The 13,987-nt window shown below is 61.8% G+C and carries 13 protein-coding genes and 1 pseudogene; 9 read left to right on the top strand and 5 right to left on the bottom strand.

What is annotated here, in order from left to right:
• Window positions 1-69: 69 nt before the first annotated feature.
• On the bottom strand, window positions 70-1,074 hold the full coding sequence (locus QYE47_RS00075; protein ID WP_014589232.1) for an LLM class flavin-dependent oxidoreductase: 1,005 nt from the start codon (window positions 1,072-1,074) through the stop codon (window positions 70-72).
• Between the two features lie 152 nt (window positions 1,075-1,226).
• Here QYE47_RS00075 and QYE47_RS00070 point away from each other — a divergent pair, with 152 nt between their 5' ends.
• On the top strand, window positions 1,227-1,652 hold the full coding sequence (locus QYE47_RS00070; protein ID WP_003253070.1) for an OsmC family protein: 426 nt from the start codon (window positions 1,227-1,229) through the stop codon (window positions 1,650-1,652).
• Between the two features lie 75 nt (window positions 1,653-1,727).
• A complete protein-coding gene (locus tag QYE47_RS00065) occupies window positions 1,728-1,961 on the top strand; it encodes a DUF1161 domain-containing protein (protein WP_003253067.1) in 234 nt (77 codons plus the stop codon).
• 35 nt (window positions 1,962-1,996) lie between these two features.
• Here the strand turns inward: QYE47_RS00065 and QYE47_RS00060 are convergent, their stop codons facing one another.
• Both QYE47_RS00060 and QYE47_RS00055 read right to left on the bottom strand, forming a co-directional pair.
• On the bottom strand, window positions 1,997-2,410 hold the full coding sequence (locus tag QYE47_RS00060; protein ID WP_010951495.1) for a lipoprotein: 414 nt from the start codon (window positions 2,408-2,410) through the stop codon (window positions 1,997-1,999).
• 55 nt (window positions 2,411-2,465) lie between these two features.
• Window positions 2,466-2,879 carry a hypothetical protein gene (locus QYE47_RS00055; RefSeq protein WP_014589233.1) on the bottom strand — a complete coding sequence of 138 codons (414 nt, stop codon included), beginning with the start codon at window positions 2,877-2,879 and terminating at the stop codon, window positions 2,466-2,468.
• Window positions 2,880-2,964: 85 nt separating this feature from the next.
• On the opposite strand from QYE47_RS00055, the gene QYE47_RS00050 reads away from it, so the two are divergent.
• Complete coding sequence (locus QYE47_RS00050) at window positions 2,965-4,038, top strand: aminopeptidase (protein ID WP_070383332.1); 1,074 nt, start codon at window positions 2,965-2,967, stop codon at window positions 4,036-4,038.
• Window positions 4,039-4,147: 109 nt separating this feature from the next.
• Here the strand turns inward: QYE47_RS00050 and QYE47_RS00045 are convergent, their stop codons facing one another.
• Window positions 4,148-4,798, bottom strand: a complete 651-nt coding sequence (locus QYE47_RS00045; RefSeq protein ID WP_014589235.1) for an HAD family hydrolase — start codon at window positions 4,796-4,798, stop codon at window positions 4,148-4,150.
• A 121-nt stretch (window positions 4,799-4,919) separates the two neighbouring features.
• Window positions 4,920-5,468 carry a gamma carbonic anhydrase family protein gene (locus tag QYE47_RS00040; protein WP_014589236.1) on the bottom strand — a complete coding sequence of 183 codons (549 nt, stop codon included), beginning with the start codon at window positions 5,466-5,468 and terminating at the stop codon, window positions 4,920-4,922.
• Between the two features lie 102 nt (window positions 5,469-5,570).
• Between QYE47_RS00040 and prlC the strand changes: the two genes are divergently transcribed.
• From prlC to QYE47_RS00005, 6 genes and pseudogenes are all read left to right on the top strand, one after another.
• Window positions 5,571-7,622 (top strand): oligopeptidase A, encoded by a 2,052-nt coding sequence (gene prlC / locus QYE47_RS00035; RefSeq protein ID WP_014589237.1) that lies wholly within the window; start codon window positions 5,571-5,573, stop codon window positions 7,620-7,622.
• Window positions 7,619-7,900, top strand: a complete 282-nt coding sequence (locus QYE47_RS00030) for a YheV family putative zinc ribbon protein (protein WP_010951500.1) — start codon at window positions 7,619-7,621, stop codon at window positions 7,898-7,900. Before prlC ends, QYE47_RS00030 begins: the two co-directional genes overlap by 4 nt.
• A 123-nt stretch (window positions 7,901-8,023) precedes the next feature.
• Window positions 8,024-10,019: pseudogene (locus QYE47_RS00020) on the top strand (M3 family metallopeptidase).
• 70 nt (window positions 10,020-10,089) lie between these two features.
• Entirely contained in the window at window positions 10,090-11,148 is a 1,059-nt protein-coding gene (locus QYE47_RS00015) for a PA0069 family radical SAM protein (RefSeq protein WP_019436841.1), read from the top strand.
• Between the two features lie 303 nt (window positions 11,149-11,451).
• A complete protein-coding gene (locus QYE47_RS00010; protein ID WP_003253046.1) occupies window positions 11,452-12,171 on the top strand; it encodes a carbonic anhydrase in 720 nt (239 codons plus the stop codon).
• A 192-nt stretch (window positions 12,172-12,363) separates the two neighbouring features.
• Complete coding sequence (locus QYE47_RS00005; protein ID WP_014589240.1) at window positions 12,364-13,896, top strand: SulP family inorganic anion transporter; 1,533 nt, start codon at window positions 12,364-12,366, stop codon at window positions 13,894-13,896.
• Window positions 13,897-13,987: the final 91 nt, after the last annotated feature.

Here is a 13,987-nt window from a genome sequence, read left to right as displayed (position 1 = left end):
GTTTGCCCTTTCGCGGACTTGCCCGCTTCCACAGTCAACCTATGGGAGCGGGCGAGCCCGCGACGAGGGTCACTCGGTCTTGAGGGCCTGCGCCATCAGCTCATATGACCGAATGCGGTCCGCATGCTCATACAGATCACAGGTAAAGATCAGCTCATCTGCACCCGTCTGTTCCAGCAGCACTTCTACCTTGGCCTTTACCTTCTGCGGGCTGCCGATCATGGCCAGCCCCAGGAAGCTGCCCACCGTCTCTCGCTCATGGGGCAACCACAGCCCCTCCATGCTTTCCACGGGTGGCTTCTGCATCAGGCTCTGTCCACGAATCAGCGCCAGGATGCGCTGGTAGACCGAGGTGGCCAGGTATTCGGCCTTCTCGTCGGTCTGCGCCACCACCATGGGAATGCCCAGCATCACATACGGCTTGTCCAGCGTGGTCGAGGGCTTGAAATGGTTGCGATACACGCGAATGGCTTCGTGCATGTAGCGTGGCGCGAAATGCGAGGCGAAGGCGTAGGGCATGCCGCGCATGCCAGCCAGCTGGGCACTGAACAGGCTGGATCCCAGCAACCACATCGGCACGTCGGTGTCGTACCCCGGTACGGCGATCACTTTTTGATCATCAGTGCGTGGCCCGAGGTAGCGCGAAAGCTCCTCGACATCGTCCGGGAAGTCGTCCGGGCCGCCAGCGCGGTCGCGTCGCAGGGCATAGGCCGTCATCTGGTCCGAACCCGGTGCACGGCCCAGGCCAAGGTCGATACGCCCCGGATACAGGCTGGCCAAGGTGCCGAACTGCTCGGCGATCACCAGTGGCGCATGGTTGGGCAGCATCACTCCGCCAGAGCCCACGCGAATACGTGAGGTGCCACCGGCCAGGTAGCCGATCAGCACCGATGTCGCCGAACTGGCGATGCCGTCCATGTTGTGGTGCTCGGCCACCCAGAAGCGGTTATAGCCAAAGCGCTCGACATGTTGCGCCAGGTCCAGCGAGTTGCGCAGCGATTGCGCGGGGCCAGCGTCGGCGCGTACGGGCACCAGGTCCAGGGTGGAAATCTTCAGGTCACGCAGCTGCGTCATGGAGCCTCCGCAAAAGTGATTGGCCAGAGGCCTTTTTTACTCTGTATGGGCGCGTTCGTTGGATTCAATGCCTGCAAGCATATTGCGCTGAACTTGCGGCAGGCGGCAGGCCTCTGAACCCTAGGTAAGCAACCCAGTGACCAGGAGGCATCATGAAAAAGACAGCATCGGCGATCTGGCAAGGTGGCCTGAAGGATGGAAAAGGTCTGCTTTCTACCGAAAGCGGCGCACTCAAGCAGAACCCTTATGGCTTCAACACACGTTTCGAGGGCACGCCCGGCACCAACCCGGAGGAGCTGATTGGCGCGGCCCATGCCGGTTGCTTCTCGATGGCGCTATCCATGATGCTCGGCGAGGCGGGGCTTACCGCAGAGCGGATCGACACGGCTGCAGAGGTGACGCTCGACAAGCAAGCTGACGGGTTTGCCATTACTGCTGTGCACCTGGTGCTCAGGGCCAAGGTACCGGGGGCCAGCGAGGCTCAATTCCTGGAGATTGCCAACAAAGCGAAGGAAGGCTGCCCGGTGTCCAAGGTTTTGAATGCGAAGATCAGCCTGGATGCGGCGTTGGTGGGCTGAAACGGTGCAACGGTGGTGGTTTGCTGTAGTCTAAAGAACGTCGGCAGCGCCACTGCCCTTTCCAGGAGCCGTTCCATGATTCGCGTAGCTATCGCTGTGTTGGCTTCCCTTGTCGCCACGTCTGCGCTGGCGGCCGTCAAGCCATGCGAAGAGCTGAAAACCGAGATCGAGGCCAAGATCCAGGCCCAAGGGGTTTCGTCCTATACGCTGGAGATCGTGCCCAACAGCGAGGTCAAGGACCAGAACATGGTCGTCGGGACCTGCGATGGCGGGACGAAGAAGATCATTTATCAGAAGAACGATCGATAAGCATCAGGGCCCGGGGCTGCGAAGCAGCCCCACATTCACGGGATGCAGAACACTTCGCTAGGCTCGTTCACCACCACCTTGCGGTTGGCGTCATACAGCAGCACCTGCGGCTCCATCACCGGCGCCCGCGCTTCCAGGCGATAGCGCTCGCCGGCCTTGAAGTTGTCAAAGCGGACGGTCAGGTAGCAGGTTCGGTCCCTGGGTTGTGACATGAGGCCGCCCGAGTAGATTTCATAATCGAAGCGCACCACCAGTTCATGCTTGCCCGGTGTCACCTGAAAGTAACGGCCATCGTCCAGGCGCTTGCCGTCGAGGCGGTCGGCCATGATCACCCGACCGGGGGTCATGGTGTATAGATCGACCCAGGCCTGCTTGGGGTCGACGGGCGGCAAGGGGCTGGCGCAAGCCCCCAGTGTACTGAGGGCGATCAGCATCATGGGCTGGCGCATGGCAAAACTCCCACTTGCGATTTACAAGTAACAAGCATAGCGCCGTTTGTGCGGTTCAGGTGCGCTGACAACCCGCCGGCAGCCCTTGACCCAGCAGTTTTTGCTGGTGGTCGTAGAGTTTTATCCAAGGGCGAAAGCCAATGCTGCCGGCTTGCAGCTGATAACGCTGCCCGGCGCTGAAGTCCTTGAAGGTCAGCTTGACCTGGCAATCGCGCCACAATGGCTCCTCGACGGGGCCGATATTGCTGGGGTTAACCGGAAACTGATAGCGCACGGTCAGTTCGTGGCTGCCGGGTTGAACCTCGAAATAGCGGCTGTCACCCCAGTCACGCTCATCTACCTGCACGGCGTCCAGCGACGTATTGTCGTAGCGGGTGAGGTCGATCCAGGCCTGGTTCGGGTCTGGGTCTGGCAATGTTGAACAGGCAGAGATCAACAACAGTGATCCGGCGACCAATAATGCGCGCATGGCGAAACTCCCCCTTGGCGAGATAGTCTTGGAGCGAAATGGTCTTGAGCGAGTCAGACAGTCCCGGATGCTTCGACTTTTTCTTATGCAGCGCTCAGGCCTTGGGGCACTCGACCGCATTTTCACCCGTTTGGTTCCGCTGGTTGCGGCGCTCCTGCTGAACGGTTGCAGCAATGTCGCCTACTACGGGCAGCTGGCCCAGGGCCAGTGGCAGTTGCTGCGGGCACGGCAGCCTGTAGAGCAGGTATTGGCCGACCCTGCTACCCCTGCCCCCTTGCGCGCGCACCTGCAACAGGCCGAACAGGCGCGGGCGTTTGCCAGCCAGCAATTGAAACTGCCAGACAACCGCAGCTACCGGGTATACGCCGACCTTGGCCGCCGCTACGTGGTGTGGAATGTGTTCGCCACGCCCGAGTTGTCGTTGCAACCGGTAACGCACTGCTTTCCGATTGCCGGGTGCGTGGCGTACCGCGGCTACTACCAGCAAGGCGCGGCGCGAGGCGCTGCGGCGTTGATGCGTCAGGATGGCCTGGATGTGTACGTGGGCGGCGTGGAAGCTTATTCGACCCTGGGTTGGTTCGATGACCCGATTTTGTCGTCGATGGTGGGCTGGGGCGATGAGCGCCTGGCTACGTTGATCTTTCATGAATTGGCCCACCAGCGCTTCTATGTGCAGGACGATACCGAGTTCAATGAGTCGTTTGCCTCGTTCGTCGAGCAGGAAGGCACGCGGCAATGGCGTGCGGCGCGCGGGCTGGCGGCGGTTGGCGGGGATCAGGGAAAGCAGCGCGACCAATTTATCCGCCTGGTGTTGGCCAGCCGTGAGCGATTGCAGGCGATTTATGCGGGGCCGTTGGATGATGCACACAAGCGTCGGGCCAAGCAGGCCGAGTTTGAGCGTTTGAGGCGTGAATACCGGCAGGTGCGTGATGGCCAGTGGGGTGGTGACAAGCGCTATGACGCCTGGATGTATGGGCCGATGAATAATGCCAAGTTGTTGCCGTTCGGGCTATATGACCAGTGGGTGCCGGCGTTTGCGGCGCTGTTTCGTGAGGTGGGGGGAGATTGGGTTCGGTTCTACGAGCGGGTCGCGCATTTGGGGCGGTTGCCGATTGAAGAAAGGAAAGCGGCGCTGCAGCGTCTGATGGTTAGCCTTTGAGATTTTGGGGCCGCTTTGCGGCCCATCGCGACACAAGGCCGCTCCCACAAAGGCCCTGCGCACGCCGCTCGAGGTGGGAGGGCCGGCTGCAAAGCAGCTCTGCTGGCGCTCAAGCCTTGCTAAAAGCCTGATGCAAATCGGCTACCGTGGCGAAGTGGAAAGCGGGTTCTTCTGCCATCAGCTCTTCCCGGCTGCCAAACCCGTATCCCACCGCGACAGCCTGCAGCCCGTTGCTGCGTGCGCCGATCAGGTCATGCTTGCGGTCCCCGATCATCAGGGTTTGCGCCGGGTCCAGCCCTTCTTCATCCAGCAAATGGCGAATCAGCTCGACCTTGTTGGTGCGCGTGCCGTCCAGTTCACTGCCGTAGATCACCTTGAAGTGATGATCGAAGGCGAAATGCCGGGCGATTTCGCGGGCGAACTCCCACGGTTTTGAGGTGGCAATGTACAGCGTGCGGCCCTGACCGTTCAGGGCCTCAAGCAACTCTGGCACACCTTCGAACACGAGGTTCTCGTATAGACCGGTCACGCGGAAGCGCTCCCGGTAGAAGTTCACCGCATCCCAGGCCTTGGCTTCGTCGAAGCTGTAGAACTGCATGAAAGCCTGCAGCAGGGGTGGGCCGATGAAGTGTTCGAGGCGGGCCAGGTCCGGTTCGTCGATGCCCAGCTTGGCCAGGGCGTACTGGATCGAGCGAGTGATGCCCAGGCGTGGGTCGGTCAGGGTGCCGTCGAGGTCGAAGAGGATGTTTTGCTGGTGCATGTACAGGGTTCCACTTGAGTGCTGCGTGGCCTTATTCGCGGGCATGCCCGCTCCCACAGGTACAGCGCAGGCCTTGAAGGGGCCACTCAACCTGCGGGGGCGTGCATGCCCGCGAATGCGGTCATTCAGGTTGATCGTAGCCTTCGGCCAGGTGCTGGTCCTTGAGCTTCACGTAGTTGCCGGCGCTGTAGGAGAAAAATGCGCGCTCCTTGTCGTTCAGCAGCCGGGCCTGTTTCACCGGGCTGCCCATGTACAGGTAGCCACTGACCAGGCGTTTGCCCGGCGGCACCAGGCTGCCGGCGCCAATGATTACTTCGTCCTCGACGATGGCACCATCCATGATGGTGCTGCCCATACCCACCAGGATACGGTTGCCCAGGGTGCAGCCATGCAGCATCACCTTGTGCCCGATGGTCACTTCGTCGCCGATGATCAGCGGGAAACCGTCCGTGTTGAAAGGCCCGGCGTGGGTAATGTGCAGCACGCTGCCGTCTTGCACGCTGGTGCGCGCGCCAATACGGATGCGGTGCATGTCGCCGCGCACCACGGTCAACGGCCAGACCGAACTGTCTTCACCGATCTCCACGTCGCCCAGCACCACCGCCGAACGGTCGACGAAGGCCCTGGGCCCAACTTTCGGAGTGTGTTGCTGGAAGCTGCGAATGGCCATGATAGCGTCTCTCATCTGTGCCGATAGGCAGGCTGCCTGCTGCGGTCGGCGTCGATTGTAATTAAGATGGGGCAGTGTTTCTTCTGCCAAGGTATCCAAACCGTGACTGCGAACAACCCGCTTCTGCAATCCCACGATCTGCCGCCCTTCTCGCAAATTCGTGCCGAACACGTGTTGCCGGCGATCGAAGCGATCCTGGCCGACAACCGTAAAGCCATTGCCGAGATCCTTGAAAAGCAGGGCAAGAACCCTACATGGGCCGGCCTGGTGCTGGCCATGGACGAACTGAACGACCGCCTGGGCGCCGCCTGGAGCCCGGTCAGCCACCTCAATGCGGTGTGCAACAGCGCCGAGCTGCGCGAGGCTTACGAGTCTTGCCTGCCAGCCCTGAGTGCCTACTCTACCGAACTGGGCCAGAACCGCGCGCTGTTCGAAGCCTACCAGGCGCTGATCGACAGCCCTGAGGCTGCCGGCTTCGACGTGGCGCAAAAGACTATCCTCGAGCACGCCCTGCGTGACTTCCGCCTGTCGGGTATCGACCTTCCGGCGGACAAGCAGCAGCGTTACGCCGAAGTGCAGAGCAAGCTCAGCGAGCTGGGCAGCCGTTTCTCCAATCAGCTGCTTGACGCCACCCAGGCCTGGACCAAGCATGTTACCGACGAAGCTGCGCTGGCCGGCCTGACCGATTCGGCCAAGGCGCAGATGGCCGCTGCCGCCCAGGCCAAGGGCCTGGACGGCTGGCTGATCACCCTCGAGTTCCCCAGCTACTACGCGGTGATGACCTACGCCAGCGACCGCGCCCTGCGCGAAGAGCTATACGCCGCCTACTGCACCCGCGCCTCCGACCAGGGCCCGAATGCCGGCCAGTTCGACAATGGCCCGGTGATGCGCGAAATCCTCGACCTGCGCCAGGAGCTGGCCGAACTGCTGGGCTACAAGAACTACGCAGAGCTGAGCCTGGCCACCAAGATGGCCGAGTCCAGCGACCAGGTGCTGAGCTTCCTGCGTGACCTGGCCAAGCGTTCCAAGCCGTTCGCCGCCCAGGACCTGCAACAGCTCAAGGCCTACGCTGCCGAACAAGGCTGCCCCGAGCTGGCCAGCTGGGACGCCGGCTACTTTGGCGAGAAGCTGCGCGAGCAGCGCTACAGCGTGTCGCAGGAAGCCCTGCGCGCCTACTTCCCGATCGACAAGGTGCTGGGCGGCCTGTTCAGCATCGTGCAGCGCCTGTACGGCATCGAAATCGCCGAGCTCAAGGGCTTCGACAGCTGGCACCCGGACGTACGCCTGTTCGAGATCAAGGAAAATGGTCAGCACGTTGGCCGTTTCTTCTTCGACCTGTACGCCCGCGCCAACAAGCGTGGTGGCGCCTGGATGGACGGCGCCCGTGACCGTCGCCGCACTGCCGGCGGCCAGCTGCAGAGCCCGGTGGCCAACCTGGTGTGCAACTTCACCCCGGCCGCGCCCGGCAAGCCCGCATTGCTGACCCATGATGAAGTCACCACCCTGTTCCACGAGTTCGGTCACGGCCTGCACCACATGCTGACCCGCATCGAGCATGCCGGCGTGTCCGGCATCAACGGCGTGGCCTGGGATGCGGTCGAGCTGCCAAGCCAGTTCATGGAAAACTGGTGCTGGGAGCCGGAAGGCCTGGCATTGATTTCTGGTCACTACGAAACCGGCGCCGCCCTGCCCCAGGACCTGCTGGACAAGATGCTGGCCGCGAAAAACTTCCAGTCGGGCATGATGATGGTGCGCCAGCTGGAGTTCTCGCTGTTCGATTTCGAGCTGCATGCGAGCCATGGCGACGGCCGCAGCGTATTGCAGGTGCTCGAAGGTGTGCGTGACGAGGTGTCGGTCATGCGCCCGCCGGCTTACAACCGCTTCCCCAACAGCTTTGCGCACATTTTCGCGGGCGGTTACGCGGCGGGCTACTACAGCTACAAGTGGGCCGAAGTGCTGTCGGCTGACGCCTTCTCGCGCTTCGAGGAAGAAGGCGTGCTGAACGCCGAGACCGGCCGCGCCTTCCGCGAGGCGATCCTGGCCCGTGGTGGTTCGCGCGAGCCGATGGAGCTGTTCGTCGACTTCCGTGGCCGTGAGCCTTCCATCGATGCATTGCTGCGCCACAGTGGTCTCACCGAGGACGCTGCAGCATGAGTGAGGTAGCTGTGAACAAGACCAAGAAGCGCTTCATTGCCGGTGCCGTGTGCCCGGCGTGCAGCGAGCCGGACAAGCTGATGATGTGGAACGAAGACGGCGTACCGCACCGCGAGTGTGTGGCTTGCGGCTTTACCGACACCCTCAACGAGCAGGGCTTGTCGGTGCCGAAGGAACTGGGCACCCGGGTCAACCACCTGGCGCCGAAAGCCGCGCCGGCCAAGGTGCAAACCGTGCAGTTCTTCCCGAATCCGAAGCTGAAAAAACCGGCTGAATAAAGCTGTCGTGCCGCCCGGGTGCAATGCCCGGGCAGGCCTGTACAGGTGTTAGATAGTCAGGCCACCTGGCGCACGTTGGCCCTGCAAGCTCTCCTGCTCCTACTACGAGCAAGGTGACGCGCCATGGACAACCCACTTCTGCAAAATAGCCATATCCCCGTTGATTACTCTTCAATCACCCTTGAGAACATGCAGGCGGCGTTCGATCACGTGCTGCTGGCACACGAGAAAGGGGTCGAACGCATCATCATTGATCAGCGGGCCATGCCCACCTGGGATGACATGGTGCTGGCCGTAGATGGGCTGGATAGCCGGCTGCTGGCAGTGCTGTATGGCGCCTCACCACTGGTCGGCCGGAACATGGACTGGGCCCAACGCCATCACCGATGTCTACGGTAGAGCGACGGCACGCTTCGAACAGAAATTCGCCAACAGTGGGCTGCATGATTTGTATGAGCGCTTGGCCAAGAGTGACATCGGCAAGCAACTGGACGCCGGGAAGCGCGCCACCTTGCGTTGGCACCTGGACAAGTTCGTCGCTAGCGGGGCGTTACTCGACACCGCAGGCAAAGCGCGTCTGGCAGACCTTCAGGCGCAGATTGGCACTGCACGCAAGGCGTTTCGCAGCAACATCTACCGGCCAGGCCTGAGTATCACCGATGAAGCCGAGCTGAGCGGCATCCCACAGCGGGTACGCGACGAACTGGCTGCACGAGCAAAAGAAGCAGGTAAGCAGGGGTGGTTGATTGCCTGTGACACGGTGACTACTAGTGAGGTGCTCAAGCATGCTGACAGCCGACAGCTCCGTGAGCGTGTGTACCGGGCTTTTCACGCCCGTGGCGTCAGCCATGATCCGCAACAGGACAACCGCTCGCATCTGCAGCGACTGGCGCAATTGCTTGAGGAGAAGGCCCTGCTGCTCGGTTTTCCCAGCCATCTGGAGCAGAGCTTGCAGGTAAAGAGTGCGGGTTCGGTAGCGCATGTGTGCGGCTTTCTCCACGATCTGGCCGATCATGTGCGACCCGCCATGTTGCAGTGGCGTTCGCAGGTGGAGGGCCGTGCTGCCGAGCAGGGCTTGGGGAAACCCCAACCCTGGGATTTCGAGTACCTGCAGCGTGCTTCGCGCAGTGAGTTTCCTACCGCAGCGCTGCGCGATTACTTCCCGCTGAATACCGTTGTCAGTGCGTTGCAGCAATTGGCGCAGAAGCTGTTTGGTGTAGTGCTGCAGCCCAAAGCGCTGGCTGCCTGGGATGACAGCGTGCAGCCGTTCGAGGTGTGGCAGGACAGTGCTTTCATTGGTTTTTTGTATCTGGATGCCGTGCAGCACGCAGGCAAGCAGCCAGACGCGGTGTTCACCACCTACGTAAGGAATCGCCGGGTCGATGCAGAGGGTATCTACCACGCAGCCTCGGTGGTAGTTTTCAGTGATGTGCCGCAAGCGCCGCCCGGTTTCCAGCCGTTGCTCGACCACCTGTCATTGCGCAAGCTTTTCCATGAATTCGGCCATGCCCTGCACCACTTGCTGGTGCGTACGACGAACCACGTCATGTCCAACGTGACCGAGCTGGGCACCGATGGTGTGGAGTTGTTCGGCAAGCTGTTCGAGCGTTGGGTCTGGGATGCGGACTACCTGGTGGCGATCTCGGCGCACGCGCGCGATGGCAGCCAATTAACCCGCAAGCAGGCCGATAAGTGCCTGCAGCAGCTGCGGCAGCAGGGCGTAGAGGAAATCGCGCGTCATCTGAGCCTGGCGCTGTTCGACATGGACCTGCATGCCACTCCAAACGATGGCAGGTCCTTTGAACAGCGGTTGGGTAATGCCCGCGAGCGTTGTGGCTACTGGCCGCTCGCTGATTTCGAACATCCGGCGCACGCCTTCGACCATCTTGTGGACGGCTACGATGCTGGTTACTACGCCTACTTGTGGTCGGATGTGCATGCCTTCGATCTGTTCACCCGCTTCGAGGCCGAGGGCCTGTTGAACCGGGCCACGGGACGGGCACTGCAGGAAGCGCTGTTCGCCCCAGGGGCATCGCGTCCGTTGCGCGAAGGCATCGAGGCGTTCCTTGGTCGGCAATCGAACCAGGCAGCGTATCTCCGCTGGCATGGCCTGAAGTAGTCAGACCAGAGGTGCTGGTAAGATCCCGGTATGCACGATACTGTATATGAATACAGTATCCGGGTGAGCCATGATTCCTCCAGCACCGCAAAAGGGCCGTGGCACGGCGCACAACCCACACAACCGCTTTGCCCCTGGTCGTTCGGTGGCGGAAGATGATGGCTGGTACCAGGAAGTGCCGCAAACCCAGGGCACCGAGGTGCGGATCGAGACAGCCAAGTCGGTGATTAGCCGCAACACCTCCCCCGACCTGCCCTTCGATCGCTCCATCAACCCTTACCGTGGCTGCGAGCATGGTTGCATCTACTGCTATGCCCGCCCCTCACATGCCTACTGGGACCTTTCTCCTGGCCTGGATTTCGAGACCAAGCTGATCGCCAAGACCAACGCCGCCGAGGTGCTGGCACAGCAGTTGAGCAAACCGGGCTACGTGTGCGCGCCAATCAATCTGGGCTCCAACACTGACCCGTACCAGCCTATCGAGCGGGAACAGCTACTGACCCGGCGCTTGCTTGAAGTGTTACTGCGTTTTCGTCACCCGGTGACCATCGTCACCAAGGGTTCGCTGGTGCTGCGCGACCTCGACCTGCTGGCCGAGATGGCCCGCCAGCGCCTGGCACGGGTGATGATCAGCCTGACCACGCTGGACGATGACCTCAAACGGGTGCTCGAACCCCGAGCGGCCTCACCCGGTGCGAGGTTGAGGGCCATCCGGGTATTGCGTGAAGCGGGCGTACCGGTGGGTGTTTTGTGTTCGCCGATGATTCCGATGATCAACGACAGTGAGCTGGAACGCCTGTTGGAGGCTGCCAAGGAGGCCGGTGCGCAAAGTGCGGCGTACATGATGCTGCGGCTGCCGCTGGAGGTGGCGCCGTTGTTTGAGCAGTGGTTGCAGGATCATTACCCGCAGCGGGCAGCGCATGTGTTGAGCCTGATCCGCCAGAGCCGTGGTGGCGAGCTGTATGACAGCCGGTTCGGTGTGCGCATGCGTGGTGAAGGGGTGTTTGCCGAGTTGCTGGCGCAGCGCTTTGCCAGGGCAATGAAACGGCTGGACTTCGAAGGGCGAGATGCGCAGGCGCTGGATTGCTCGGCGTTCTGCCCGCCGGGTGGGCAGATGGCGCTGTTCTGACATGCACCCGCCCCACCAAGGGCTGCGCATTGCTCACAACACAACTAATAACAACCAATAATTGCGCTAATACATATTGGCAGCTGATGTTTTTTTGCTATTATCCAGTTCCCGCCTTTTTCATCTGGAACGCCCGTTCTAGAGCCTTCGAATTAAGTTTCAGTTAAGTTTTCCCCGCTAGCGTAGGTAACAAGTCCACACCGACTGTGATCTATGGCCCGTGCGTGTCATCTAAAACCCTGCATAGCCTGAATCTTTCACCGGTAAAATGGATTTACCTACACACCGTCAAGAGGATGAATCATGCCCGTCAAGGACCCATCCAAGGTCGTACCGCAGGTCCCCGCGGAAAGCGCCGATGCTGCCCTCAAGCACATCGTCGACGGCTTCCTGCGCTTTCACCATGATGTTTTCCCCGATCAGCAAGAGCTGTTCAAGAAGCTCGCCACCGCGCAAACACCACGCGCCATGTTCATCACCTGTGCCGATTCGCGCATCGTTCCCGAGCTGATCACCCAGAGCTCGCCAGGCGACCTGTTCGTGACCCGTAACGTGGGTAACGTGGTACCGCCTTATGGCCAGATGAACGGCGGTGTTTCCAGCGCCATCGAGTACGCCGTAATGGCGCTTAAAGTTCACCACATCATCATCTGTGGCCACTCCGACTGTGGCGCCATGCGTGCGGTACTCAATCCGCAGTCGCTGACCAAGATGCCTACCGTTGGCGCCTGGTTGCGCCACGCTGAAGTGGCCCGCACCGTGGTCGAGAACAACTGCTCCTGCGGCAGCGAACACGAGACGATGCAAGTGCTGACCAAAGAGAACGTCATCGCCCAGTTGCATCACTTGCGCACCCATCCTTCGGTGGCCTCGCGCCTGGCGGCCGGTGAGCTGTTCATTCATGGTTGGGTGTACGACATCGAGACCAGCAAGATCGAAGCCTACGACGCCGCCAGCGACAGCTTCCTGCCCTTGGCCGCGGGTGAACCCGTTCCCTGCGCCACTCCGAGAGGCCGCTACTAAGCGACCCGTCCGCTGCTAGAACCTTGATAGCCGGCTGCACCCTGCAGGGGTGTGGCACGGCATTCGGCTGCCTTGAATTCCCTGACTGCCCTGCCGGCGTGCTCGCTGGCGGCCCGCGCCTGCGCGATTGTCAGGGGCAAACGTGCCCACGGCCAGGGGAATGGCCGTGCGACTAGAGAAAGGAGAAACACGGTGAACATTACACAGTTGAAAGCGGCCCTGCCGCGTGAGTTGCTGGCGTCGGTGGTGGTCTTCCTGGTGGCCCTGCCGTTGTGCATGGGCATTGCGATCGCTTCTGGCATGCCGCCGGCAAAAGGCCTGATTACTGGGATTATCGGCGGCATTGTCGTCGGTTTCCTTGCTGGGTCGCCGCTACAGGTCAGCGGCCCCGCTGCCGGTCTGGCGGTACTGGTGTTCGAGCTGGTACGCCAGCACGGCATGGCCATGCTCGGGCCAATCCTGTTGCTGGCTGGCCTGTTGCAGTTGCTGGCCGGTCGCCTGCGCCTGGGCTGCTGGTTCCGCGTGACCGCGCCGGCGGTGGTTTACGGCATGCTCGCCGGGATTGGCGTGTTGATCGTGCTTTCGCAGGTGCATGTGATGTTCGACACCGCGCCGCAACCGTCGGGCCTGCAGAACCTGCTGGAGTTCCCGGCAACGTTGTCGGCTGCCCTGCCCCAGGAGAGCACCGGCGCCGGCTGGATGGCCGGTGCGCTGGGCCTGGGGACCATCGCCATCATGTGGGGCTGGGAGCGCTTGCGGCCGCAGCGGCTGCGTTTCGTGCCGGGTGCATTACTCGGCGTGGCCAGCATGACTGCCATCAGCCTGTGGCTGGCCTTGCCGGTGAACCGCGTGCAAGTCCCGGCCGACCTGTCCGAGGCCATCGACTGGCTTAGTCCGGCGGACCTGATGCAGCTGGCCGACCCTGCCCTGCTGGTCGCCGCCTTTGCCCTGGCGTTCATTGCCAGCGCCGAAACCTTGCTGTCGGCTGCAGCAGTAGACCGTATGCACAGCGGCCAGCGTTCGGACTTCGACCGCGAACTGTCGGCCCAGGGCATTGGCAACATGCTGTGCGGGGTGCTGGGTGCCCTGCCGATGACCGGAGTAATTGTGCGCAGCTCGGCCAACGTCCAGGCGGGGGCGCAAACCCGGGCCTCGGCAATCTTCCATGGCTTGTGGTTGCTGGCCTTCGTGGTGGCGCTGAGCAGCGTGCTGCAGCAGATCCCGGTGGCGAGCCTGGCGGGGGTGCTGGTGTTTACCGGGGTCAAACTGGTCGACTTCAAGGCGTTTCGCGGGCTGGGCCGTTATGGGCGCATGCCGATGTTCACCTATGCGGCGACTGCGCTGGCGATCATCTTTACCGACCTGCTGACCGGTGTGCTGCTGGGCTTTGCCCTGACCTTGCTGAAGCTGGCGTTCAAGGCGGCGCGGTTGAAGATCAACCTGGTGAGCCTGGACAAGGATGGGCACATGGAACTGCGCCTCAGTGGCGCGGCGACCTTCCTGAAGGTGCCGGCGCTGACCCAGGTGCTGGATACCGTACCGCCGGGCACCACGCTGCATGTGCCGCTGGGGAACCTGAGTTATATCGACCACTCGTGCCTTGAATTGCTGGAGGACTGGAGCCGCAGCAATTCTGCCAATGGGTCACGGTTGCTGATAGAGCAGCGGCGCCTGAAGCGTCGGATCGAGGGGCGGTTGCGGACTACAGCGGGGGTTGGGGCGTAGGAGCGGGTTTACCCGCGAATACGGTAGTGGCGGCAACGGTGATCGGCGGGTGGAGATTGGCCAGCTGGGCCGGCCCTTTCGCGGGTGAACC

Origin of the sequence: Pseudomonas sp. 2,4-D, from assembly GCF_030418155.1 — a bacterium.
Taxonomy (GTDB): Bacteria; Pseudomonadota; Gammaproteobacteria; order Pseudomonadales; family Pseudomonadaceae; genus Aquipseudomonas; species Aquipseudomonas alloputida.
This window is presented reverse-complemented; position numbering and strand designations above follow the sequence as displayed.